The sequence below is a fragment of the Streptomyces sp. NPDC111802 genome (genome assembly GCF_055634335.1).
In genome coordinates this window covers 49,063-71,057 of the sequence record NZ_JBVKCZ010000029.1, presented here as the reverse complement: position 1 = coordinate 71,057, position 21,995 = coordinate 49,063, and the positions used below count along the sequence as shown (strand labels likewise).

Genomic DNA, 21,995 nt, shown 5'->3' with positions numbered 1-21,995 from the left:
AGCCGTTTCACCGATGCCGGACATCACCCCGAGGACCTCGGATGAGGACCTCGCCAAGCGGCTGACCCACCCCCGCTACCCGCTCAGCAACAGCTACGACCCCCGCTGGGTCGTCGAGAACCAGATGGGCCCGAACGCACTCTGGCTGCTGGAGTGGCTGGCCCCCGCCCTCGGCCTGGACGCCCTGCGCCCCGGTGCCCGCGTCCTCGACCTGGGCTGCGGCCGGGCGATGACCTCCGTCTTCCTGGCCAGGGAGTACGACGCCCAGGTCACCGCCGCCGACCTGTGGATCGAACCCGACGACAACGCCCGACGCGTCGCCGAGGCCGGTTTCGCCGACCGTGTGCTGCCCGTGCGCGTGGAGGCGCACGACCTGTCGTTCGCCGAGGGCAGCTTCGACACGATCGTGAGCATCGACGCGTACCAGTACTTCGGCACCAACGATCTGTATCTGCCCACGCTCACCCGCCTGTTGAGGCCGGGCGGGCGGATCGGTGTCGTCGTACCGGCACTGCGTGAGGAGCCGGCCGGCATCGAGCCGCCGGAGCATCTGAAGCCCTACTGGGAGCCCGGCTACTGGTGCTTCCACTCCGCCGACTGGTGGCGGCGGCACTGGACCCGCAGCGGCGCCGTCGAGGTCGAGGTCGCCGAGTGGCAGCCGGACGGCTGGCGGGACTGGCTGCTGTGGTGCGACGTGATCGCCGAGGAGAGCCCGGAGGAGTTCCATCGCACGATGGCCCGCCGGGTCGGCGAGATGGTGCGGCTGGACGAGGGGCGCGCGCTGGGTTTCGTACGGCTCGTGGGGCGTCGTAAGTGACCCCGTGAGCAGCACAACGGCCCCGGATGACCTTGCCTCCGGGGCCGTACGCGCTGTGTCTCAGCCTTCGCTGACGCCCAGCTTCTCCAGAATCAGCTCCTTGACGCGAGCCGCGTCGGCCTGGCCCCGGGTCGCCTTCATGACCGCGCCGACCAGGGCGCCGGCCGCGGCCACCTTGCCGCCGCGGATCTTGTCCGCGATGGCCGGGTTGCCGGCGATGGCCTCCTCGACGGCGGTGCCCAGGGCACCCTCGTCGGAGACGACCTTCAGACCGCGCTTGTCCACGACCTCGTCCGGGGTGCCCTCGCCCGCGAGAACGCCCTCGATGACCTGGCGGGCCAGCTTGTCGTTCAGGTCGCCCTTCGAGACCAGCTCGGAGACCCGGGCGACCTGGGCCGGCGTGATGGGCAGCTCGTCCAGCGACTTGCCCGACTCGTTGGCGCTGCGCGCCAGTTCGCCCATCCACCACTTGCGGGCGGAGCCTGCGTCGGCACCGGCGTCGATCGTGGCGACGATCGGGTCCAGCGCGCCGGCGTTGAGGATCGCCTGCATGTCGGTGGCCGAGATGTCCCACTCCGCGAGGAGCCGGGTGCGGCGGGCCAGCGGCAGCTCGGGCAGGGCCGCCCGGATCTCCTCCACCCACTCACGGGACGGGGCCACCGGGACCAGGTCCGGCTCCGGGAAGTACCGGTAGTCCTCGGCCTCTTCCTTCACTCGGCCCGAGGTCGTGGACCCGGTGTCCTCGTGGAAGTGACGGGTCTCCTGGATGATCGTCCCGCCACTGCTCAGGACGGCCGCGTGCCGCTGGATCTCGAAGCGGGCCGCACGCTCCACGGAACGCAGCGAGTTCACGTTCTTCGTCTCGGAACGCGTGCCGAACTTCTCGGTGCCGTTCGGGCGCAGCGACAGGTTCACGTCGCAGCGCATCTGCCCCATCTCCATGCGGGCTTCCGAGACACCGAGCGCCCTGATGAGCTCGCGCAGCTCACGGACGTACGCCCGCGCGACCTCGGGAGCACGCTCGCCCGCACCCTCGATCGGCTTGGTGACGATCTCGATGAGCGGGATGCCGGCGCGGTTGTAGTCCAGCAGCGAGTGCGAGGCGCCGTGGATACGGCCCGTCGCGCCGCCGACGTGCGTCGACTTGCCGGTGTCCTCCTCCATGTGGGCGCGCTCGATCTCCACGCGGAAGGTCTCGCCGTCCTCCAGCTGGACGTCGAGGTAGCCGTTGAAGGCGATCGGCTCGTCGTACTGGGAGGTCTGGAAGTTCTTCGGCATGTCCGGATAGAAATAGTTCTTCCGGGCGAAGCGGCACCACTCGGCGATCTCGCAGTTCAGCGCGAGACCGATCTTGATCGCGGACTCGACGCCGGTCGCGTTGACGACCGGGAGCGCGCCGGGCAGGCCGAGGCAGGTCGGGCAGGTCTGCGAGTTGGGGTCGGAGCCCAGCTCGGTGGAGCACCCGCAGAACATCTTGGTCTTGGTGCCGAGTTCGACATGGACCTCGAGGCCCATGACGGGGTCGTACGACGCCAGCGCGTCCTCGTACGACACCAGGTCGGTCGTGGTGGTCACGGTGAAACTTCCCTCTCAGCCCAGCAGGACGTCGTCGTCGCCCAGCCGCTTCAGCTCGCGGTAGAGGATGGCGAGGCCGGTGACGATGGCGGCGGCGGACACGGCGGCGTCGATCAGGACCAGCGTGTCGCTCTCGGCACGCGCCTTCTTGAACCGCTTGGCGACACCGACGGCGCCGAACGCCGTGGTGGCGATGGACAGGTACGTACCGGACTTGGACTTCTTGAAGTCCTTGGCCTTGGACAGCTTGCTCACAGCGACGGAGCCTCCTCCAGGAGCGGGTGCCCCCACCTTTCCACGAAGGCCGCCTCGACGGCGGCGCCGACCTTGTACAGACGGTCGTCCTTCAAGGCCGGGGCGATGATCTGCAGGCCGACCGGCAGGTTGTCCTCCGGAGCCAGGCCGCAGGGCAGCGACATGGCGGCGTTGCCCGCGAGGTTCGTCGGGATGGTGCACAGGTCGGCGAGGTACATCGCCATCGGGTCGTCGGCGCGCTCACCGATCGCGAAGGCGGTGGTCGGCGTCGTCGGGGAGACGATCACGTCGACCTGCTCGAAGGCCTTCTCGAAGTCGCGCGTGATGAGCGTACGGACCTTCTGGGCGCTGCCGTAGTACGCGTCGTAGTACCCGCTCGACAGGGCGTAGGTGCCGAGCATGATGCGGCGCTTGACCTCGGGGCCGAAGCCCGCCTCACGGGTGAGGGAGGTGACCTCCTCGGCCGAGTGGCCGCCGTCGTCGCCGGTCCGCAGGCCGTAGCGCAGGCCGTCGAAGCGGGCGAGGTTGGAGGAGCACTCGGAGGGCGCGATCAGGTAGTACGCCGAGAGCGCCAGGTCGAAGGACGGGCAGTCCAGCTCGACGATCTCCGCGCCCAGTTCCTTGAGCAGCTCGACGGACTCGTCGAAGCGCTGGATGACGCCGGCCTGGTAGCCCTCGCCGCGGAACTGCTTGACGACGCCGACGCGCATGCCCTGCACGCTGCCGTTGCGGGCGGCCTCGACGACCGGCGGGACCGGGGCGTCGATGGAGGTGGAGTCCAGCGGGTCGTGCCCGGCGATGACCTCGTGCAGCAGGGCCGCGTCCAGGACCGTACGGGCGCAGGGACCGCCCTGGTCGAGGGAGCTGGAGAAGGCGACCATGCCGTACCGCGAGACCGCGCCGTACGTCGGCTTCACACCGACCGTGCCGGTGACGGAGGCCGGCTGGCGGATGGAGCCGCCGGTGTCGGTGCCGATGGCGAGGGGTGCCTGGAAGGAGGCGAGCGCGGCGGAGGAGCCGCCACCGGAGCCGCCGGGGATCTTGGTCAGGTCCCAGGGGTTGCCGGTCGGGCCGTAGGCGCTGTTCTCGGTGGAGGACCCCATGGCGAACTCGTCCATGTTGGTCTTGCCGAGGATGATCACGTCGGCGGCCTTCAGCCGCTTGGTGAGCGTGGCGTCGTACGGCGGGATCCAGCCTTCGAGGATCTTGGAACCGACCGTCGTGGGGATGCCCTCGGTGGTGAAGATGTCCTTCAGCGCGAGCGGGACGCCGGCTAGCGGACCGAGCTTCTCGCCCTTGGCACGCTTCTCGTCGACGGCGCGGGCCTGGGCGAGGGCACCCTCGCGGTCGACGTGCAGGAAGGCGTGCACCTTCTCGTCGACGGCCTCGATGCGGGCCAGGTGGGCCTCGGTGACCTGTACGGCCGTGAGCTCGCCGGAGGCGATCTTCTCAGCCGTCTCAGCGGCGGTGAGCTTGATGATGTCCGTCATGGCTTAGTCCTCCCCCAGGATCTGCGGCACCTTGAAACGCTGCTGCTCCTGGGCCGGGGCGCCGGAGAGCGCCTGCTCGGGGGTGAGCGACGGACGGACCTCGTCCGCCCGCATGACATTCGTCAGCGGGAGCGGGTGCGAGGTCGGCGGTACGTCTTGGTCGGCGACCTCACTGACGCGTGCGACCGCGCCGATGATGTCGTCCAGCTGTCCCGCGAAGTGCTCGAGCTCTTCGGGCTTCAGCTCCAGACGCGCCAGCCGTGCGAGGTGGGCGACCTCCTCGCGCGTGATGCCAGGCATGCAGCGATCCTCTGGGGTGAGTGTGTTGGGTTTCGGCCCAATCCTATGGGTCGGAGGGCGGTGGCCGTGAAACGGTTTCCCCCGACCCTCGCCCGCCAGTGACGGCGGACGAACGCGGACCGGCTCAGACGAGGAAGAGCAGAACGGCACTGATCAGTACAACGACCGCCGTGGCGAAGTGGATCCCGAACGCGACGGCCTTCGTACCGCCGTGCCGCAGCACTATCAGCGTGTCGACGAGCGGCACGATCGCCACGGCGAGCATGAAGCAGGCCTCGGCGCGGGTGCCGACGAAGAACAGCAGCGCGAGGCCCGCCAGGCCGAGGGTGCCGTCCCTCAGTCCCTTGATCGAGAGATAGGCGCCGGCGTCGCCCTCCGGCCGTGCGGGGACGCCGTAGCCGGCGGCGGCGGAGGCGGGCTGGAACAGGAACCGGTACCCGAGGAACAGGCAGAACAGGTTGAGCACGACGGCCAGGGTGTAGGCGGCCACGGTCATGTCTTCACTCCTCGCTAGCAGCGCTAGGTACAAGAGCCAAGCTAGCAGAGCATCGACAGTTGCGCTAGCGCTGCTAGAATTCCTGGCATGTCGATCCAGACGCGCAAGGAGCGCGAACGAGCGGAACGCGAACGGCTGATCGTCACGGCCGCGCGGGAGCTCGCCGAGGCGGAGGGCTGGGACGCGGTGACGACCCGGCGGCTGGCGGCGGAGATCGAGTACAGCCAGCCGGTCCTCTACAGCCACTTCAAGGGCAAGGACGCGATCATGGCCGCGGTGGCCGTGCGGGGTTTCGCCGACCTGGCCGCCGAGTTGCGTACGGCCCGTTCGGCGGCGAAGGGAGAGCGCGCGGCGCTGGCCGCGGTGGGTGAGGCGTACGCGGCCTTCGGGCGACGCCGACCGGCCCTGTACGACGCGATGTTCACACACCCGGTGGAGCTCCCGTTCGCCACGGAGACGGCTCCGGAGCCGCTGAAGGAGGCGTTCGGGGAACTGCTGCAAGCGGTCGCACCCATCGCTGCCGAGGGCGACGATCCGCGCCTGCTGACGGAGACGTACTGGGCGGGGCTGCACGGTCTGGTGACGCTCATGCGCAGCCGGCGGCTGCCGGAGAGGGCGCACGAGCAGCGGCTGGCGCTGCTGATCGGGCACTTCACGGCGGGGACGAGCTGACGGGTTGACCTGACCGGGCGACCTGACCGGGCGACTTCCCGGCGGGAGGAGCGGTCCGGGCGCTTGACCGGCGGGAGCGGGCTGACCGGCCCCCAAAAGTCAGGTCATTCGTCGGTCGCCGCGGCCGGCAGTGCCGCGCGCGGGCGCTGCCACCCTCGCGACCCCCGTGCCCGCAGCCACGCCGTCGTCTCCTCGGGCGGCATCGCGGCGGCCACCAGCCATCCCTGCACCGCGTCGCAGCCCAGATCCCGCAGCCGCTCCCACGTCTCGTCGTCCTCGACGCCCTCGGCGACCACGAGCAGCCCCAGCGAATGCGCCAGATCCACGGTGCAGCGCACGATCTCCGCGTCCTCGGTGTCCACCGCGAGCCGCGCCACGAACGACCGGTCGATCTTCAGCTCGCTCACCGGAAGCCGTCGCAGATGCACCAGGGACGAGTACCCCGTGCCGAAATCGTCCAGCGACATCTTCACGCCGTGCCCGGTCAGCGCGGCCAGCGTGTCCGCGGCGCGCTGCGGGTCCTCAAGGAGGACGTGTTCCGTTATCTCCAGCTGGAGCGCTCCCGCCGGGACGCCGTGCCGGGCGAGCCGTGCGGCGACGGAGCCCGCGAAGCCGGGGGTGTGGACATCGCGCGGCGAGACATTGACCGCGACGGGCACGAACAGGCCCTGGGACCGCCACTGCGCCACCTGCCCGAGCGCCGTCTCCAGCACGTACTCCGTCAGATGCGGCATCAGCCCGGACGACTCGGCGATCGCTATGAACTCGTCCGGAGGCACCCTCCCGCGTTCGGGATGCACCCACCGCACCAGGGCCTCCAGCCCAGCGACCTGCCCGTCGAAGCGGACCTTGGGCTGGTAGTGCAGCTCGACCTCGTGCGCGTCGAGGGCGCGGCGCAGATCCCCCAACAGCCCCAGCCGGTCCGGGGTGTTCGAGTCGCGTTTGGACTCGTAGACCTCCACGGCCGTACGGTCTCGCTTCGCCTGGTACATCGCCACGTCCGCGCGGCGCAGCAGCCCCTCGGCGTCGAGGGCGTGGTCCGGGAAGACGGCGACGCCGGCGCTGGCCTCCAGGACCAGGGTGAGACCGTCGAGGTCCAGCGGGGAGCTGAGGGCGGTGACCAGGCTCCGGGCGACCCGGGTCGCGGACGTCGTGGAGTCGGCGACCGGCAGTAAGACGGCGAACTCGTCACCGCCGAGTCGCGCGGCCTCCGCTCCGCGCGGCAGGGCGAGACGCAGCCGGTCCGCGATCTGCAACAGCAGCCGGTCACCGGCCAGATGACCGAGCGTGTCATTGACCGATCGGAACCGGTCGAGGTCGATCAGCATCAGGGCGGACCGGGCGCCGATGCGCTCGGCGTCGTCGAGCGCGGTCCAGATGCGCTCCAGCAGCCACTGACGGTTGGGCAGGCCGGTCAGCGGATCGCGCAGCTGCTCCTCCGCCCGGGCCCTGGCGATCCACAGCGTGGAGTCCAGGGCGACGAGGGGGATCGAGAACAGCGGCAGCAGCAGGGGCTTGGCGATGGCGACGACGCACACCAGCGGTGCGATGCCGAGCAGCGCGACCGCGACCAGGCCCTGTCTCACCAGCGCGGTGCGCTCGACGGTGGGCAGGCCGCCGCGTGGGGACTGGAGGTACCACAGCAGGACCCGGGTGACCGCGAGATAGGCGACGGCGACGAGCACCACGCCGGGGGCGGCATACAGCGTCCAGGTGTCGGGGTTCCAGGGGGTCTCGACGGTGGGCACCCGGCCGAAGGCGGCCAGCACGAGGGCGCCGGCGGCGATGCCGAGGATGTCCACCGCGCCGTGCAGCACGCCCTGCCGCCAGCGGTTGCGGCGGGCGACACCGACCAGGACGACGACGGTGAGGCTGACCATGCCGGCGGGCACCCAGCCGTACAGCATCAGCACGGCGATGGTGAGGGCGGCGCCGGAGCCGGTGCCGCCCCACCAGCGGGCGCGGCCGAGCGCGACCAGATGGCCGACGATGATGCCGGTCAGCACGGCCAGCGACCAGCCGACCGTGCCGGACGGGAAGAGGGCGTGGTTGTCGGTGAACGCCCGGTAGAACCCGGCGCCGAGGACGAACCCGGCCGCCGCGACGACCGCCGCGGGCAGCGCGGGCCAGGACAGGTGCCGTTCGTGATCGGGGTCCGGCAGCCCGGCGGTGCGCTCGGGGCCGAGCTGCACCGCGGTTCGGCCGTCCGCCGCGGTGGGCGGCCCGACGGCGCTCCCCGCGCCTCTTTCCGCGCGCGGACGCTCCGCGGTCCGCGACGCCCCTCCCCGCCATGCACCGGCCAGCCGGCGCAGACGCGAGCGCGGGGCGGCGCTCTCGGTCGGTTCCATTCCCGTCCCTCTCACACCCGGCGGTGCCCACGCCACGCGGCCCGATGCCCGACAACAACCTTCAACGGCACCGCGTTGGAAAACCCTTCCCCTCGCCCTTCGAAGCCCTTCAAGAGCAAGGGGATGCCCCGACCGCAGCTGGGCACGGCAGGCGCATATCTCAACAGTAGGCCGCAGAAGGCTTCCACGGGCAGCGGTCGTCGACGGTTGCCCGAATGCGCCCCAACCACCCGTATGCATCTGGTATGCGCCGATCGGGGGGCCTTCAACCGCTACTCCTCCACGGGGAGGGCAACTTCGGCCGCCGCGTCGGGCCCCTGTTCCAGCAGGACATTGAAGCCGTCCTCGTTCAGAACAGGCACCTTGAGCTGCATGGCCTTGTCGTACTTGGACCCAGGGTTGTCACCTACGACAACAAAGGATGTCTTCTTCGAAACGGAACCGGTCACTTTCGCTCCGCGGCTCTGGAGCGCGTCCTTGGCCCCGTCGCGCGTGAAGTGCTCCAGTGTGCCGGTGACGACGACGGTAAGCCCTTCCAGCGGGCGGGGGCCTTCGTCCTCGCCGGAGCTCTCCTCCTCCATCCGGACACCGGCCGCCTTCCACTTGCGGAGGATCTCCTGGTGCCACTCCTCGGCGAACCACTCCTTGAGCGAGGCCGCGATGATCGAGCCGACGCCTTCGGTGTTCGCCAACTCCTCCTCGCTCGCCTGCTCGATGCGGTCGATGGAGCGGAACTCACGGGCCAGCGCCTCGGCGGCGACCGGGCCCACGTGACGGATCGACAGGCCGGTGAGGATACGGGCGAGCGGGCGCTCCTTGGCCGCGGCGATGTTCTCCAGCATCGCGGCCGCGTTCTTCTTCAGCTCGCCCTGCTGGTTGGCGAAGACCGTGGCGATCTTCTCCTCGCCGGTCTTCGGGTCACGCTTGGGCAGACCGCTGTCCTGGTCGAGGACGTACGCCTTGATGGGCAGCAGTTGCTCGGCGGACAGGTCGAACAGGTCGCCCTCGTCCACCAGCGGCGGCTCGGCCGGCTCCAGCGGCTTGGTGAGCGCGGCGGCTGCGACATAGCCGAAGTGCTCGATGTCCAGCGCCTTGCGGCCGGCCAGGTAGAACAGCCGCTCACGCAACTGGGCCGGGCAGGTCCGGGAGTTCGGGCAGCGTAGGTCGACGTCGCCCTCCTTCATGGGCCTGAGCGCCGTACCGCACTCCGGGCACTCGGACGGCATCACGAACTCGCGCTCGCTGCCGTCGCGCAGGTCGGCCACGGGTCCGAGGATCTCCGGGATGACATCACCGGCCTTGCGCAGCACCACCGTGTCGCCGATCAGGACACCCTTGGCCTTGACGACGTCCTGGTTGTGCAGGGTGGCGAACTCGACCTCCGAGCCCGCGACGGTGACCGGCTCGACCTGGGCGTACGGCGTGACCCGGCCCGTACGGCCCACGCCCACACGGATGTTGATGAGCTTGGTGTTGACCTCCTCCGGCGCGTACTTGTACGCGATCGCCCAGCGCGGTGCGCGCGCGGTGGAGCCCAGGCGGCCCTGGAGCCGGATCTCGTCGAGCTTGACGACGACTCCGTCGATCTCGTGCTCCACGGAGTGGCGGTTCTCGCCGTAGTGGGCGATGAACTCCCTTACCCCGCCGAGGTCCTCGACCACCCGGTTGTGCGGCGAGGTGGGCAGGCCCCAGGTCTTGAGGAGGTCATAAGCCTGGGAGAGGCGGCTCATGCCCGTGAAGCCCTCCAGGGCCCCGATGCCGTGGACGACCATGTGCAGCGGGCGCGTGGCGGTGACGCGCGGGTCCTTCTGGCGCAGCGAACCGGCGGCGGCGTTGCGGGGGTTGGCGAAGGGCTTGTCGCCCGCGGCGACCAGGCGCTCATTGAGCTCGAGGAACTTCTCCATCGGGAAGTAGACCTCGCCGCGGATCTCCACCAGGTCGGGGATCCTGTCGCCGTGCAGGCGGTCCGGGATCTCCGCGATCGTACGGACGTTGGGGGTGATGTCCTCGCCGGTGCGGCCGTCGCCACGGGTGGCCGCGCGCGTGAGACGGCCCTTCTCGTACGTGAGGTTGACGGCGAGGCCGTCCACCTTCAGCTCGCACAAGAAGTGGTACTCCTGCTCGCCCAGTTCCCGTGCGATGCGGTCGGCCCAGGCGGCGAGTTCGTCGTCGTTGAAGGTGTTGTCGAGCGAGAGCATCCGCTCGCGGTGCTCGACCGCCGTGAACTCCGTCTCGTACGACCCAGAGACCTTCTGGGTCGGCGAGTCCGGGGTGCGCAGCTCCGGATACTTCTCCTCCAGCGCCTCCAGAGTCTTCAGCAACCTGTCGAACTCGGCGTCGCTGACGACCGGAGCGTCCTTCACGTAGTACCGGAAGCGGTGCTCCTCGACCTGCTCCGCCAGCTGCGCGTGCTGTTCGCGGGCCTCGGCGGGCACCGCCGTCGTCTCCGCTTGCTTGTCGCCGGCCACCGTGTTGTCCTCCCGTTACTCTGGGTTGTCCGCGAGGGATCTCGCCGCCCGGACGCAGTGGGCGAGAGCCCTGCGTGCGTAGTCGGGGGAAGCCCCCGCGAGTCCGCACGACGGAGTGACCGTGACGGCCTCCGCGAGAAGCGCCGGTGACAGCCCCAGCCTGCGCCACAACGTCCTGACACCCATGACGCTACCGGCAGGGTCTGACAACGGGCCGTCCGTGCCCGGGACGACACCTGCGAAGAGCCGGGTGCCGTCCTCCACCGCCTCACCGATCGCGTCGTCGTCACGCTCGGTGAGCAGCGAGAAGTCGAAGGAGATCGCCGCCGCGCCCGCCCGGCGCAGCAGGGCGAACGGGACGTCCGGTGCGCACGAGTGGACCACGACGGGGCCGTCGCCGTGAACCCCGACGACGTCGCGGAGGGTCGCCTCGACGATCTGCCGGTCCATGGCCCGGTGGGTCCGGTATCCGCTGGCCGTCCTGACCTGGCCGCGCAGTACGGCGACGAGGGAGGGCTCGTCGAGCTGGAGGACGAGTCGGGCGCCGGGGACACGGCGCTTGACCTCCGCGAGGTGCTCGCGCAGTCCTTCGGTGAGCGAGGCGGCGAGGTCGCGGCAGGCGCCGGCGTCGGAGAGCGCGGACTCGCCGTTCCTCAGCTCCAGCGCGGCGGCGAGGGTCCAGGGGCCGACGGCCTGGACCTTCAGCAGCCCGTCGTACCCCTGGGTGAACTCCTCCAGCGCGTCGAGGTCCTCCCCCAGCCACGACCTGGCCCGCCTGGTGTCCCGGCCCGGCCGGTCCCCGATCCGCCACCCACTGGGCTCCACGCGCGCGTACAACTCGACGAGCATCCCGGCGGTCCGGCCGATCATGTCGGCGCCGGGGCCGCGGGCGGGCAGCTCGGCGAGGAACGGGAAGTCCTCGAAGGATCCGGTGACGGTCTTGGCGGCCTCACGGGCGTCGCCGCCGGGCATGGAGCCGATACCGGTGGCGGGGGCGAAGGTGAACGGGCTGTTTTCACTCACCCGGGAAGCCTATGCAACCCGCGGCACCGGTCTTCACCCTCCGGCTCTTCACCCTCCGGCTCGGTCAGCGGCCCGGCCGCACCGTCAGGTCGTTCACCTCCGCGTCCCTGGGCAGGTCCAGGGCCATCAGGATCGTCGTCGCCACCGACTCGGGGTCGATCCACTTCTCGGGGTCGTATTCCTTGCCCTCCTGCTGGTGGACCTTGGCCTGCATGGGGCTGGCCGTGCGGCCGGGGTAGACGGAGGTCACCCGGACTCCGTTGCCGTGTTCCTCGTGACGCAGGGAGTCCGCCAGGGCCCTCAGGCCGTGCTTGGACGCGGCGTACGCGGACCACTCGGCGTGGGCGTTGATGCCGGCGCCGGAGTTCACGAAGATCACGTGGCCGCGGGCGGCGCGGAGTTGGGGCAGGAAGTGGCGGGTCAGCTCGGCCGGGGAGATCAGGTTGACGTTGAGCTGGTGGCGCCAGGACTTCGGGGTCAGGTCGCCCACCGGGCCCAGGTCCACGACTCCGGCGATGTGCAGCAGGGAGTCCACCCGGTCCGGAAGTGACTGGTGGGAGAAGGCCCAGGACAGCTTGTCCGGGTCGGCGAGGTCGCCGACCAGCGTCTTCGCGCCGGGGAACGCCGCCGCCAGTTCCTTCGCGCGGCCCGCGTCGCGCGCGTGCAGGACGAGATCGTCCCCGCGCGCGTGCAGGCGGCGGGCGACGGCCGCGCCGATGCCGGAACCCGCTCCGGTGATCACATGTGTAGCCATGCCCGCCATGCTCGCATCAGCGCGGACTCACTCCACCCCCTGGCTCTCCTCCAGGTACGCCAGCGCCCCCACCGGCTCCTCCGCGAAGAACACCAGGTCGGTCAGCGGGCGGGGCAGGAAGCCCTCGTCCTCCATGCGACGGAACTGCTCCTTCAGGCCGTCGTAGAAGCCCGCGGTGTTGAGCAGGACGACCGGCTTGTCCGTGTGGCCGTGCTTCTTCAGCTCCAGGATCTCCGTGGCCTCGTCCAGGGTCCCGGTGCCGCCGACCATGATCACCACGGCGTCGGCCTTCTCAAGGAGCAGCCTCTTGCGCTCGGCGAGGTCCCTGGCGATGGCCATCTCGTCGGCACCCTGGCGGGCCTTGGCCGCCAGGAAGTCCACGGAGACCCCGCACAGGCGCCCCCCGGCCTCCTGCACACCGTCGGCGACCACCTTCATCAGCCCGACGTCGGAGCCGCCCCACACGAGCGTGTGCCCGCCCTTGCCCAGCAGTTTCGCGAACTCGCGCGCGGGGCGCGTGTAACGGTCGTCGAGGTCGGCGGCGGAGAGGAAGACGCAGATTCGCATGCAGTCACCGTACGCGGGAAGAACCCGGCGCCCGCGAGCGCTTTCGCGGATATGACTGAAGGACACACGATCACGATCGAGCAGGGCACGCGGCGCGTGCGGGTGGTCCACGGCGACCAGGTCCTCGCGGACAGCGACCGGCCTCTCGTCCTGCGGGAGACAGGCTGTCCCGTGCGCTACTACATCCCGCCCGAGGACGTACGCCTGGACCTGCTGAAGCCCTCCGACACGCACACCTACTGCCCGTTCAAGGGCACCGCCTCCTACTGGTCGCTGCCGGACGCGGCCGATCTCGTATGGGCCTATCCGGACCCGAAGCCGGACGTGGCGGAGATCAAGGACCACCTCTGCTTCTACGAAGTCGATGTGTCATGAGTGATTAGTTCCGTGCCGTACGGCAATCTCCACAGACATGGATAAGAACACCATCTCGGCCGACGGCACCTCCATCGCGTACGAGATCACCGGCGAGGGCCCGGCGGTGATCCTGATCAGTGGGGCGATGTCCACGGGGGGCACGGTGGCGCCGCTGGCCGTGCCTCTGTCGGAGCGCTGCAGAGTCGTCGTGTACGACCGGCGGGGGCGTGGGGAGAGCGGTGACACGCCGCCCTACGCGGTGGAGCGCGAGGTCGAGGACCTTGCCACGCTGATCGAGGCGGTGGGCGGCGAGGCCGCGCTGTACGGCACCTCGTCGGGCGGTGCGCTGGCGCTGGAGGCGGCGGCGAGCGGGCTGCCGGTGCGTCAGGTCGCGGTGTACGAGGTGCCGTTCGCCGTCTACGAGGGCGGCGCGAAGGAGCGCGCGGAGTACACCGAGCGGCTGACGGAGGCGCTCGGCGAGGGCAGGCGCGGGGACGCGGTCGAGCTGTTCCTGCGGCTGACCGGGATGGCCGAGCAGATGATCCAGGGCGCCCGCCAGTCCCCCATGTGGCGCGGCATGGAGACGATCGCGCCGAGCCTGGCCTACGACAACGCCGTGATGGGCGACGGCCTGGTGCCCCGGGACCGGCTGGCCTCGATCACGGTCCCGGTGCTGGCCGTCGCCGGCAGCGCGAGCCCCGCGTGGATGCAGGAGGCGGCACGCGCGGTCGCCGAGACCGTGCCCGGTGGGTCGTACCGGAGCCTTCCGGGGCAGACGCACATGGTGGAGCCGGAGGTGCTGGGGCCGGTGCTGATGGAGTTCTTCGGGGCGTGACCGGGGCCGGCCGCTGAACAGCCCCGGGTCCCGCTGCTCAGACGGCCGTGGGCGTGGCCCGTACCGTCGACGCGATCGTCGCCGAGCCCACCACGCGCGTGCCATCGTACAGCACGATCGCCTGGCCGGGGGCGACGCCGCGGACCGGCTCCGCGAAGGTGACCTCCAGGGAGCCGTCGATCAGTTCGGCGGTGACCTCGGTCTCGCCGCCGTGGGCGCGGAGCTGGGCGGTGTAGGTGCCGGGGCCGGTCGGGGCGGCGCCGCACCAGCGGGGCTTGACGGCGCTGAGGGCGCTGACGTCCAGGGACGCCGCCGGGCCGACCGTCACCGTGTTGTTCACCGGTGAGATGTCCAGGACGTAGCGAGGCTTGCCGTCGGCGGCGGGCGTGCCGATGCGCAGGCCCTTGCGCTGGCCGATGGTGAAGCCGTACGCGCCCTCGTGCGTGCCGAGCTTGGCTCCCGACTCGTCGACGATGTCACCCTCGGCCTTGCCCAGGCGGTTCGCGAGGAAGCCCTGGGTGTCGCCGTCGGCGATGAAGCAGATGTCGTGCGAGTCGGGCTTCTTCGCGACCGCGAGGCCCCGGCGCTCGGCCTCCGCGCGGATCTCGTCCTTGGTCGTCACCGTGTCGCCGAGCGGGAACATCGCGTGGGCGAGCTGCTTGTCGTCGAGCACGCCGAGCACGTACGACTGGTCCTTGGCCATGTCGGAGGCGCGGTGCAGCTCGCGCGTGCCGTCCTCGCGCAGCACGACCTGCGCGTAGTGGCCGGTGCAGACCGCGTCGAAGCCGAGGGCCAGCGCCTTGTCCAGCAGGGCGGCGAACTTGATCTTCTCGTTGCAGCGCAGGCACGGGTTCGGGGTGCGGCCGGCCTCGTACTCGGCGACGAAGTCCTCGACCACGTCCTCGCGGAAGCGGTCGGCGAGGTCCCAGACGTAGAACGGGATGCCGATCACGTCCGCGGCGCGGCGGGCGTCGCGTGAGTCCTCGATGGTGCAACAGCCCCGCGCGCCCGTGCGGAAGGATTGGGGGTTCGCGGAGAGCGCGAGGTGGACGCCGGTCACGTCGTGCCCCGCTTCGGCGGCTCGGGCGGCGGCGACGGCGGAGTCGACCCCGCCGGACATGGCGGCGAGGACGCGGAGGGGGCGGGAGGGCTGCGCGGTGTCAGTCATAACCCTTCCAGGGTAAGGGGGCGCGGGAACCAGGGCCCCCGAGTATCCGTTGACGATCACATGGGACAGCGGAAGGCTCCGAAGGACGGCGACCGGAAGGTCGGGCGTCGTGCGTTGCTCATCGGCGGGACGGCGGCTGCCCTGGGCTCGGCCGTGCTGGCCCGCGACGAGCTGGCGCGCCTGTGGTGGCGGGTGCCGGGCGTGGAGAAGCCGCGCAAGGAGGGCGAGGTCGACTTCGCCGGGGCGCGGTGGGTGGCGGCGTCGGACGCCAACTGGCGGCGGGCGGACCGCCCCGACGACTACGGCATAGACATGGTGATCATCCATGTCACCCAGGGCAGCTTCGACAGCGCGGTGAAGGTGTTCCAGGACCCGGAGCACGGTGCGGCCGCGCACTACATCGTCCGCAAGGACGGCCACATCACCCAGATGATCCGCGAGCTGGACGTCGCGTACCACGCGGGCAACCGCGACTACAACGAGCGCAGTGTCGGCATCGAGCACGAGGGCTTCGTGGACCGCCCCCAGGACCTCACCGACAAGATGTACGAAGCCTCGGCCCGGCTCACGGCCCGGATATGCGCGCGCTACGACATCCCCGTCGACCGCGAGCACATCATCGGGCATGTGGAGGTGCCGGGCACCGATCACACGGATCCCGGGGAGCACTGGGACTGGGACCGGTACATGAAGCTCGTACGGAAGGCTCGTACGGCTCCGGCTCCGGCGTAGCGCCTACGTCAGCCCTGCCGCCCGCGCCCGTTCCACCGCCGGCCCGATCGCCTTGGCGACCGCCTCGACGTCGGCCTCCGTGGAGGTGTGGCCGAGGGAGAAGCGGAGGGTGCCGCGGGCCAGGTCGGGGTCGGTGCCGGTGGCCAGGAGGACGTGGCTGGGCTGGGCGACGCCCGCGGTGCAGGCGGAGCCGGTGGAGCACTCGATGCCCTGGGCGTCGAGGAGCAGGAGCAGGGAGTCGCCCTCGCAGCCGGGGAAGGTGAAGTGGGCGTTCGCCGGGAGGCGGCCCCCCCGGGCCGGGTCGCCGCCGAGGATGGCGTCCGGGACCGCCGTACGGACCGCCTCGACCAGGGCGTCGCGCAGGGCGCCGATCTCGCGGGCGAACCACTCCTGCTGTTCGGCGGCGAGGCGGCCGGCGACGGCGAAGGAGGCGATGGCGGGTACGTCGAGGGTGCCGGAGCGGACGTGGCGTTCCTGGCCGCCGCCGTGCAGGACGGGTACGGGCGTCTGATCACGGCCGAGGATCAGCGCGCCGATGCCGTACGGGCCGCCGATCTTGTGGCCGGACACCGTCATCGCGGCGAGGCCGGAGGAGCCGAAGTCGACGGGGACCTGACCGAAGGCCTGGACGGCGTCGGCGTGCAGGGGGACGTCGAACTCCTTTGCCGCCTCGGCCAGTTCGCGGATCGGCAGGACCGTACCGATCTCGTTGTTGGCCCACATCACGGTGGCCAGGGCGACGTCGTGCGGATTGCGGGCGATGGCTTCGCGCAGGGCGTCCGGGTGGACCCGGCCGTGGGAGTCGACGGGGAGGTACTCGACGTCGGCGCCCTCGTGTTCGGCGAGCCAGTGGACGGCGTCGAGGACGGCGTGGTGTTCGACGGGGCTGGCCAGGACGCGGGTGCGGGACCTCGCCGGGTCGGCGTCGCGGCGGGACCAGTACAGGCCCTTGACCGCGAGGTTGTCGGCCTCGGTGCCGCCGGAGGTGAAGACGACCTCGCTGGGGCGGGCGCCGAGAGCTTCCGCGAGGGTTTCGCGGGCCTCCTCGACGGTTCGCCTCGCGCGGCGGCCGGATGCGTGGAGGGAGGAGGCGTTGCCGGTGACGCTCAGCTGGGAGGTCAGCGCCTCTGCCGCCTCCGGGAGCATGGGGGTCGTCGCGGCGTGGTCGAGGTAAGCCATGGTGGCCACGATTCTAAAGGGCGCGGGTAAGCGACCTCGCTTCGTATCGAGGTTGCCCCGGCCTCGGCCGGCTCATGCGCCCTTGCCGCGTCCCCCCTGGGGGCGGCAGCCGTGCTCGGCTGCCGCTAGAAGCTCCAGGACAGCGTGCTGTCCATCTGCATGATCACCAGCAGGACCAGCAGGTCGGCGACCCCCAGCCCCATGCCCAGGTAGGCCCGCCCCTTGCGCCGGGTGCCCCGCCAGAGGGACGCCGCGGCCAGCACGATGGCGGTCGGGCCGAGGAAGATGTTGAAGACCAGGAGGCCGAGGAGGCCGAGGATGAAGGACGCCACGGCCATGCCGTCGGCGTCGCGGGTGCGTGTGCGGGTGCCGGGGCGGCCCGCGGCCGGTGCGGTGAGTTGCATGGGTGTCAGCTCCTGAGAGGTCGGTTCGGACCGGTTGGCGATGTCAGTTGCGGCGGGCGTGACGCTCGCGGGCGGCGAAGATGCCCAGCCAGACGGCGATCACGGCGGCGGTGACGGCGGTGAAGGCGAGCGGCGCGTGGGCGACGGTGCCCAGCAGCACGCCCAGCAACAGGAGCGCGGCGACGAGGAACAACATGGGTCGGATCCCCCTTCGAGATCTCTCGCGTGGATCTCTCTCGTTACAGTTCGGTGAACAGTTGTAGTAACACTTGTTCACTGACTCCCAAGTCTAGCGCGCCCTACGGCTTTTCAATTCCAGAGAACAGTTGTTAACTGCATGGCATGAGTCACACCCTCGGCATTCGGCAGGCCCAGAAACAGAAGACCCGGCAGTCGCTCCTGGACGCGGCGCTGGGACTGCTGGAGGAGCAGAGTCTGAGCAGTCTGGGCCTGCGCGAGGTCACCCGCGCCGTCGGCGTCGCCCCGACGGCCTTCTACCGGCACTTCCGCTCCACCGCCGACCTCGGCGTCGCCCTCGTCGAGGAGGCACTCGGCAGTCTGCATCCGATGATCCGCACGATCGTCTCCTCGGCCGGCGACAGCGACCAACGCATAGAGAGCGCTGTCGCGTTGATCGCCCGTCATGTCGAGACGCACCCGGCGCACGTGCGCTTCATCGCCCGTGAGCGGCACGGCGGGGTGCAGTCGGTCCGGGAGGCGATCCAGGACCAACTGGCCCGGTTCGCCGAGGAAGTGAAGGTCGCGCTCGCCAAGGACCGCGTCTCCGAGGGCTGGAACGACGACGACCTCCTCATGCTCGCCAACCTCTACGTCGACCAGATGCTGATGACGGCCTCGCTGTTCCTGGACGTCCTGGAGGCACCGGAGGACAAGCGGCAGCGCGTCGCCCAGGTCGCGACCCGCCAGATGCGGCTGATCAGCATCGGCCGCGCGCACTGGCTGGACTGAGCACCAGGCCCACCCGGCACCGGCGAGACGACAAGGGGCGGCACCCCCCGTCCATCGGGAGTACCGCCCGTGTCGTACGGCATACGTCGTACGGCATTCAGGGCGTCGTACGGCGTCCGCGTCAGCTCCTCGTCGCCGAAGCCGCCGCGCTCGGCGCCCCGCTCGGGGCACCGCCGGGAGCCGCCCCGCCGCCCTGGCCCCCGCCCGGACCGCCGCAACCGCCACCCTGGCCTCCGCTCTGACCCCCACCGGGAGCACCGCTGGGAGCGCCACCGGGGGCGCCACTGGGAGCACGGCTGGGCGCCCCGGTGGCCCCGGCCGAAGGTGCCCCGCCCGGCATACCCGAAGGCGCCCCGCTGGGCGCTCCGCTCGGCGCCCCCGACGGCTGCCGGCACGAGGACGACGGCTGACCGGAGTTGCCGCTGTCCGAGGTCGACGACTAGTCGCCGGACCCGCAGGCCACCAGGGCCAGGGGCGAGAGCGCCAGCAGGGCCACGGCGGGGAGGAGACGCGCATGCTTCATGAGAAACAGCTCCATGGAGGATGAGGAAAGTCCTTGGGGCGGGAACTCAACCAACGCCGCTCAGGGCTTCCTTGAGGGCGTGCTGTCGACGGCCTGCGCGCCGGGCAAAGCACACCTCAAGGCGCCTCGACGAACTGCGTCTTTCCTCGGATCCGCGCGCTGCTCGCTGGTACAGGGCCGTGACAGAAGCCGCCGCCCGCGCCACGACCGGAGCGTGTGTCAGCCGAGCCGTGCCCGCGCCAGCTGCCTCGACTGGGCGACCAGCCGGTCCGCGCTGTCCCATACCTCCGCGTCCTCCTCCAGGAAGCCGCCCGCGAGGTTGCGCGTGGTGATCGACACCCGCAGCGGGCCCGGCGCCGGGCGGGACCGGACATGCACCGTCAGCTCCACCGTCGGGACCCAGCCCGAGATGCCGATCTCGAACGCGGTCGGGGGCAGCGCGTCGACCGCCAGCAGCAGGGAGAACGGGTCGGCGTCGCGCCCGTCGGCCAGGCCGAACCATGCGCGCATCTCACCCTTGCCCGAGGGCCGGCCGAGCGCCCAGCCCAGGGTCGACGGGTCCAGCTTGAGCATCAGGCGGTCGGCGATGGCCGAGCTGCCGGAGACCGGCGCCGGGCCGTCCTCGGGGCCGAAGCAGTGCTCCAGGGGCGGAAACTCGGGCGGCTCGGCCGTCGTACGGACATCGTCCGGGAGGGAGTCGAGGTCGCCGTAGGAGGCGAGGACGCGGATCCGCTCGACCTCGCGGCCCTGCTCGTCGTACTGGAAGAGCGAGGCCTGGCCGGTCGACAGCGTCCGGCCGGTGCGCACCACGTCCGTGCGGACGACCGCCGGGCCCGGCTGGGACGCCGTCAGGTAGTGCGCGGAGATCGTGAACGGGTCGCTGTGCGGCAGGGCGTCCGCGAGGGCTCGGCCGAGGACGGCCAGCAGATAGCCGCCGTTGACGGCGCTGATGATGGTCCAGCCGGCGGAGAGGTCGATGTCGTAGACGCCGGGCTCGCGGCGGGTGACCGCGGTGTCGCGGTCGAACTCGCTGTCGCCGATCGTGGCCCGCGGGGCCGTCGGGGCAGAGGCTGCTTCTGGCATGGATGAACGGTACAACAGCAAACTACTAAGCGGTAGCTTTCCCGTGGTGACCCACCCTGCGCCCTCGACGAGATGCGGGCAACTTTTCGGTAAGTGTCCCTGCTCGCCCGAAACCCGAGGCCCGATCTCCCCCTCTATCAGGACATGAGTCTCACCGGGACCCCATTCCTCTACACGCTCGTCGCGCTCTGCGTCGTCGCCGTCGTGCTGCCGCTGGGCCTCTGGTCGCGGGTGCGCGGCCCGAAGGCGGTGCGGGCAATCGCCCGGGTGCTGATGGTGCTGTTCGCGCAGGGCACCGCGGTCGCCCTGGTCTTCGCGCTGGTCAACAACTCCAACCAGCTGTACGACAACTGGGGCGACCTGCTCGGCACCAGCGACCATGTGCACGAGGCCGCCGACCTCGGCGCGAGCGGCACCGGCGGGATCGCCCTGGAGAAGCTGCCCAAGGTCCGGCAGACCTTCAAGCGGGCCAAGGGTCCGGGCATGCGCGCGGAGGGCGGGGTGCTCGTCACACAACTCAAGGGCCGGGTGTCCGGCGTGCACGCCGAGGTCAACGTCTGGCTGCCGCCGCAGTACCACGAGCCCGCCTACCGCAATCACAGGTTCCCGGTCGTCGAGGTGCTGCCGGGCTACCCGGGCTCGTCGAAGGCCTGGTACGGCACCATGGACGCGCCCCAGCAGCTGGCCCCGCTGATGCGCGGCGGTCAGGTCGAGCCGTTCATCATCGTCTCGCCCCGCACCACACTGCTGCCCGGCAAGGACACCGGCTGCGCGAACATCCCGGGCAAGGTCAACGCCGACAGCTGGCTCAGCGTCGACGTACCGAAGATGGTCATGGACAACTTCCGGGCCAAGGCCGCGCCGGACGGCTGGGCGGTGGCCGGGTACTCGGCGGGCGCGCACTGCGCGGCGAAGCTGGCGGTCGCCCACCCCGACCGGTACCGGGCCGCGGTCAGCATGTCCGGCTACAACGACCCGGTCGCCGTGCCCCAGTCGCTCGCCGGCAAGTCCCCGGCGCTGCGGGCGGCGAACAACCCGTATGCGCTCCTCAGGGACTCCCGTGTCCCGCCGCGCGTCGCGCTCTACCTGTCCGGTCAGCCGAACGACGGGTACGAGGCGGCCATGGCGCTCCAGCGGATCGCGAAGGCGCCCACGACCGTGAACGTGGTGTTCGTCCCGAGCGGCGCCGGCGGCCACACCATGGCGCTGTGGAAGCCCCAGGTCGTCCCGGCGTTCCGCTGGCTGACCGAGGTGATGGGGAACGAGCACCGGGCTCGCACGGCGCCGGGGACTACTCCTCTCGCACCGTCGACCGCCGGTTCCAGGCACGCGGAGCTCGCCAGTGGAACCTCATCGCCAGCAGCCGCAGCACGAAGGCCGTGACGGCCGCGAGGCTGCTGGTGAGCGGATTCAGGGCGTCGTAGTGGATGCACAGGACGGTCAACGAGGCGCCGACGATCGCCGGGACGGCGTACAGGTCGCGGTCCCAGCGCAGCAGGGACGGCACCTCGTTGGCCAGGACGTCGCGCAGCACACCGCCGCCCACGGCGGTCGCCAGGCCCAGGGCCACGGAGGAGGTGAGATTGAGGCCGTAGTCGTACGCCTTCGTCGTCCCGGCGACGCAGAACAGACCGAGGCCCGCGGCGTCGAAGACGTTCACGCCGGTCTGGATGCGCTCCACCTGCGGATGGAGGAAGAAGACGAGGACCGCGGCGAGCAGCGGGGTGAGGAAGTAGCCCAGATCCGTGAAGGCGGCCGGGGGTACGGCACCGATGACGACGTCCCGGAACAGCCCGCCGCCCAGGGCGGTGACCTCGGCGAGGACGGCGATGCCGAAGACGTCGAAGTTCTTGCGGACGGCCAGCAGGGCGCCGGAGATCGCGAAGACGAAGATGCCGATCAGGTCGAGCGTGTGCTGGACGGACGGGCTGAACAGTTGCTGGAGCACCCGTACATTCTTGCGTAGCACGAGCCCCCCGC

23 protein-coding genes are annotated in these 21,995 nt (G+C 70.8%); 7 read left to right on the top strand and 16 right to left on the bottom strand.

Translation table 11 applies throughout. The features are described from left to right. Positions 1 to 13 precede the first annotated feature (13 nt). Complete coding sequence (locus ACZ7NC_RS29000) at positions 14 to 817, top strand: SAM-dependent methyltransferase (RefSeq protein ID WP_471492434.1); 804 nt, start codon at positions 14 to 16, stop codon at positions 815 to 817. A 60-nt stretch (positions 818 to 877) separates the two neighbouring features. Here ACZ7NC_RS29000 and gatB read toward each other — a convergent pair whose 3' ends face one another. The 5 genes from gatB to ACZ7NC_RS28975 all read right to left on the bottom strand — a co-directional run bounded on the left by gatB (position 878) and on the right by ACZ7NC_RS28975 (position 4,933). Next, positions 878 to 2,392 (bottom strand): Asp-tRNA(Asn)/Glu-tRNA(Gln) amidotransferase subunit GatB, encoded by a 1,515-nt coding sequence (gene gatB / locus ACZ7NC_RS28995; RefSeq protein ID WP_471492433.1) that lies wholly within the window; start codon positions 2,390 to 2,392, stop codon positions 878 to 880. A gap of 15 nt (positions 2,393 to 2,407) precedes the next feature. Beyond that, positions 2,408 to 2,647, bottom strand: coding sequence for a hypothetical protein (locus ACZ7NC_RS28990; RefSeq protein ID WP_194040287.1), 240 nt, complete (start codon positions 2,645 to 2,647; stop codon positions 2,408 to 2,410). Continuing rightward, positions 2,644 to 4,137 (bottom strand): Asp-tRNA(Asn)/Glu-tRNA(Gln) amidotransferase subunit GatA, encoded by a 1,494-nt coding sequence (gatA, locus tag ACZ7NC_RS28985; protein WP_471492432.1) that lies wholly within the window; start codon positions 4,135 to 4,137, stop codon positions 2,644 to 2,646. Before gatA ends, ACZ7NC_RS28990 begins: the two co-directional genes overlap by 4 nt. Positions 4,138 to 4,140: 3 nt before the next feature. Continuing rightward, complete coding sequence (gene gatC / locus ACZ7NC_RS28980) at positions 4,141 to 4,437, bottom strand: Asp-tRNA(Asn)/Glu-tRNA(Gln) amidotransferase subunit GatC (RefSeq protein ID WP_007384860.1); 297 nt, start codon at positions 4,435 to 4,437, stop codon at positions 4,141 to 4,143. Between the two features lie 124 nt (positions 4,438 to 4,561). After that, positions 4,562 to 4,933 (bottom strand): DUF4267 domain-containing protein, encoded by a 372-nt coding sequence (locus ACZ7NC_RS28975; protein WP_471492431.1) that lies wholly within the window; start codon positions 4,931 to 4,933, stop codon positions 4,562 to 4,564. A gap of 87 nt (positions 4,934 to 5,020) precedes the next feature. On the opposite strand from ACZ7NC_RS28975, the gene ACZ7NC_RS28970 reads away from it, so the two are divergent. Beyond that, positions 5,021 to 5,605: a TetR/AcrR family transcriptional regulator gene (locus tag ACZ7NC_RS28970; protein ID WP_471492430.1), complete on the top strand. Its 585-nt coding sequence runs from the start codon at positions 5,021 to 5,023 to the stop codon at positions 5,603 to 5,605. A 104-nt stretch (positions 5,606 to 5,709) separates the two neighbouring features. Here the strand turns inward: ACZ7NC_RS28970 and ACZ7NC_RS28965 are convergent, their stop codons facing one another. From ACZ7NC_RS28965 to ACZ7NC_RS28945, 5 genes are all read right to left on the bottom strand, one after another. Then, on the bottom strand, positions 5,710 to 7,953 hold the full coding sequence (locus ACZ7NC_RS28965; protein WP_471492429.1) for a putative bifunctional diguanylate cyclase/phosphodiesterase: 2,244 nt from the start codon (positions 7,951 to 7,953) through the stop codon (positions 5,710 to 5,712). A 272-nt stretch (positions 7,954 to 8,225) separates the two neighbouring features. Beyond that, complete coding sequence (gene ligA / locus ACZ7NC_RS28960; protein WP_471492428.1) at positions 8,226 to 10,421, bottom strand: NAD-dependent DNA ligase LigA; 2,196 nt, start codon at positions 10,419 to 10,421, stop codon at positions 8,226 to 8,228. A gap of 15 nt (positions 10,422 to 10,436) precedes the next feature. Further along, positions 10,437 to 11,444: a methionine synthase gene (locus ACZ7NC_RS28955; RefSeq protein WP_471492427.1), complete on the bottom strand. Its 1,008-nt coding sequence runs from the start codon at positions 11,442 to 11,444 to the stop codon at positions 10,437 to 10,439. Positions 11,445 to 11,508: 64 nt separating this feature from the next. Further along, a complete protein-coding gene (locus ACZ7NC_RS28950; protein WP_471492426.1) occupies positions 11,509 to 12,198 on the bottom strand; it encodes an SDR family oxidoreductase in 690 nt (229 codons plus the stop codon). A gap of 27 nt (positions 12,199 to 12,225) precedes the next feature. Then, on the bottom strand, positions 12,226 to 12,765 hold the full coding sequence (locus tag ACZ7NC_RS28945) for an LOG family protein (RefSeq protein WP_471492425.1): 540 nt from the start codon (positions 12,763 to 12,765) through the stop codon (positions 12,226 to 12,228). A gap of 51 nt (positions 12,766 to 12,816) precedes the next feature. Between ACZ7NC_RS28945 and ACZ7NC_RS28940 the strand changes: the two genes are divergently transcribed. Then, entirely contained in the window at positions 12,817 to 13,140 is a 324-nt protein-coding gene (locus ACZ7NC_RS28940; protein WP_471492424.1) for a DUF427 domain-containing protein, read from the top strand. Between the two features lie 37 nt (positions 13,141 to 13,177). Next, positions 13,178 to 13,957, top strand: a complete 780-nt coding sequence (locus ACZ7NC_RS28935; RefSeq protein WP_471492423.1) for an alpha/beta fold hydrolase — start codon at positions 13,178 to 13,180, stop codon at positions 13,955 to 13,957. 37 nt (positions 13,958 to 13,994) lie between these two features. Here the strand turns inward: ACZ7NC_RS28935 and mnmA are convergent, their stop codons facing one another. Beyond that, positions 13,995 to 15,125, bottom strand: a complete 1,131-nt coding sequence (mnmA, locus tag ACZ7NC_RS28930; protein ID WP_471492422.1) for a tRNA 2-thiouridine(34) synthase MnmA — start codon at positions 15,123 to 15,125, stop codon at positions 13,995 to 13,997. Between the two features lie 60 nt (positions 15,126 to 15,185). On the opposite strand from mnmA, the gene ACZ7NC_RS28925 reads away from it, so the two are divergent. Then, positions 15,186 to 15,857, top strand: a complete 672-nt coding sequence (locus ACZ7NC_RS28925; RefSeq protein ID WP_471492421.1) for an N-acetylmuramoyl-L-alanine amidase — start codon at positions 15,186 to 15,188, stop codon at positions 15,855 to 15,857. Positions 15,858 to 15,860: 3 nt separating this feature from the next. On the opposite strand, the gene ACZ7NC_RS28920 is transcribed toward ACZ7NC_RS28925, so the two are convergent. The 3 genes from ACZ7NC_RS28920 to ACZ7NC_RS28910 all read right to left on the bottom strand — a co-directional run bounded on the left by ACZ7NC_RS28920 (position 15,861) and on the right by ACZ7NC_RS28910 (position 17,636). Beyond that, positions 15,861 to 17,036, bottom strand: coding sequence for a cysteine desulfurase family protein (locus tag ACZ7NC_RS28920; protein ID WP_471492420.1), 1,176 nt, complete (start codon positions 17,034 to 17,036; stop codon positions 15,861 to 15,863). Between the two features lie 125 nt (positions 17,037 to 17,161). Continuing rightward, complete coding sequence (locus tag ACZ7NC_RS28915) at positions 17,162 to 17,440, bottom strand: DUF4190 domain-containing protein (RefSeq protein WP_471492419.1); 279 nt, start codon at positions 17,438 to 17,440, stop codon at positions 17,162 to 17,164. A gap of 43 nt (positions 17,441 to 17,483) precedes the next feature. Beyond that, positions 17,484 to 17,636 carry a hypothetical protein gene (locus tag ACZ7NC_RS28910; protein ID WP_383482693.1) on the bottom strand — a complete coding sequence of 51 codons (153 nt, stop codon included), beginning with the start codon at positions 17,634 to 17,636 and terminating at the stop codon, positions 17,484 to 17,486. A 146-nt stretch (positions 17,637 to 17,782) separates the two neighbouring features. On the opposite strand from ACZ7NC_RS28910, the gene ACZ7NC_RS28905 reads away from it, so the two are divergent. Beyond that, positions 17,783 to 18,409, top strand: a complete 627-nt coding sequence (locus tag ACZ7NC_RS28905; protein WP_471492418.1) for a TetR family transcriptional regulator — start codon at positions 17,783 to 17,785, stop codon at positions 18,407 to 18,409. A gap of 742 nt (positions 18,410 to 19,151) precedes the next feature. Here the strand turns inward: ACZ7NC_RS28905 and ACZ7NC_RS28900 are convergent. After that, a complete protein-coding gene (locus ACZ7NC_RS28900; RefSeq protein WP_471492417.1) occupies positions 19,152 to 20,015 on the bottom strand; it encodes a thioesterase family protein in 864 nt (287 codons plus the stop codon). A 144-nt stretch (positions 20,016 to 20,159) separates the two neighbouring features. Between ACZ7NC_RS28900 and ACZ7NC_RS28895 the strand changes: the two genes are divergently transcribed. Next, entirely contained in the window at positions 20,160 to 21,398 is a 1,239-nt protein-coding gene (locus ACZ7NC_RS28895; protein ID WP_471492416.1) for an alpha/beta hydrolase, read from the top strand. Here ACZ7NC_RS28895 and ACZ7NC_RS28890 read toward each other — a convergent pair. Further along, a complete protein-coding gene (locus tag ACZ7NC_RS28890) occupies positions 21,307 to 21,963 on the bottom strand; it encodes a trimeric intracellular cation channel family protein (protein ID WP_471492476.1) in 657 nt (218 codons plus the stop codon). The two genes, ACZ7NC_RS28895 and ACZ7NC_RS28890, sit on opposite strands and share 92 nt — an antisense overlap. Positions 21,964 to 21,995: the final 32 nt, after the last annotated feature.

What these genes read in the sequence shown, in the direction of transcription:
- ACZ7NC_RS28910 (WP_383482693.1), bottom strand. Translation starts at nt 17,636, where the DNA reads ATGTTGTTCCTCGTCGCCGCGCTCCTGTTGCTGGGCGTGCTGCTGGGC.
- ACZ7NC_RS29000 (WP_471492434.1), top strand. Translation starts at nt 14, where the DNA reads ATGCCGGACATCACCCCGAGGACCTCGGATGAGGACCTCGCCAAGCGG.
- ACZ7NC_RS28945 (WP_471492425.1), bottom strand. Translation starts at nt 12,765, where the DNA reads ATGCGAATCTGCGTCTTCCTCTCCGCCGCCGACCTCGACGACCGTTAC.
- ACZ7NC_RS28920 (WP_471492420.1), bottom strand. Translation starts at nt 17,036, where the DNA reads ATGGCTTACCTCGACCACGCCGCGACGACCCCCATGCTCCCGGAGGCG.
- ACZ7NC_RS28940 (WP_471492424.1), top strand. Translation starts at nt 12,817, where the DNA reads ATGACTGAAGGACACACGATCACGATCGAGCAGGGCACGCGGCGCGTG.
- ACZ7NC_RS28965 (WP_471492429.1), bottom strand. Translation starts at nt 7,953, where the DNA reads ATGGAACCGACCGAGAGCGCCGCCCCGCGCTCGCGTCTGCGCCGGCTG.
- gatC (WP_007384860.1), bottom strand. Translation starts at nt 4,437, where the DNA reads ATGCCTGGCATCACGCGCGAGGAGGTCGCCCACCTCGCACGGCTGGCG.
- ACZ7NC_RS28950 (WP_471492426.1), bottom strand. Translation starts at nt 12,198, where the DNA reads ATGGCTACACATGTGATCACCGGAGCGGGTTCCGGCATCGGCGCGGCC.
- ACZ7NC_RS28895 (WP_471492416.1), top strand. Translation starts at nt 20,160, where the DNA reads ATGAGTCTCACCGGGACCCCATTCCTCTACACGCTCGTCGCGCTCTGC.
- gatA (WP_471492432.1), bottom strand. Translation starts at nt 4,137, where the DNA reads ATGACGGACATCATCAAGCTCACCGCCGCTGAGACGGCTGAGAAGATC.
- ACZ7NC_RS28915 (WP_471492419.1), bottom strand. Translation starts at nt 17,440, where the DNA reads ATGCAACTCACCGCACCGGCCGCGGGCCGCCCCGGCACCCGCACACGC.
- ACZ7NC_RS28970 (WP_471492430.1), top strand. Translation starts at nt 5,021, where the DNA reads ATGTCGATCCAGACGCGCAAGGAGCGCGAACGAGCGGAACGCGAACGG.
- ACZ7NC_RS28900 (WP_471492417.1), bottom strand. Translation starts at nt 20,015, where the DNA reads ATGCCAGAAGCAGCCTCTGCCCCGACGGCCCCGCGGGCCACGATCGGC.
- mnmA (WP_471492422.1), bottom strand. Translation starts at nt 15,125, where the DNA reads ATGACTGACACCGCGCAGCCCTCCCGCCCCCTCCGCGTCCTCGCCGCC.
- ACZ7NC_RS28925 (WP_471492421.1), top strand. Translation starts at nt 15,186, where the DNA reads ATGGGACAGCGGAAGGCTCCGAAGGACGGCGACCGGAAGGTCGGGCGT.
- ACZ7NC_RS28905 (WP_471492418.1), top strand. Translation starts at nt 17,783, where the DNA reads ATGAGTCACACCCTCGGCATTCGGCAGGCCCAGAAACAGAAGACCCGG.
- ACZ7NC_RS28935 (WP_471492423.1), top strand. Translation starts at nt 13,178, where the DNA reads ATGGATAAGAACACCATCTCGGCCGACGGCACCTCCATCGCGTACGAG.
- ACZ7NC_RS28975 (WP_471492431.1), bottom strand. Translation starts at nt 4,933, where the DNA reads ATGACCGTGGCCGCCTACACCCTGGCCGTCGTGCTCAACCTGTTCTGC.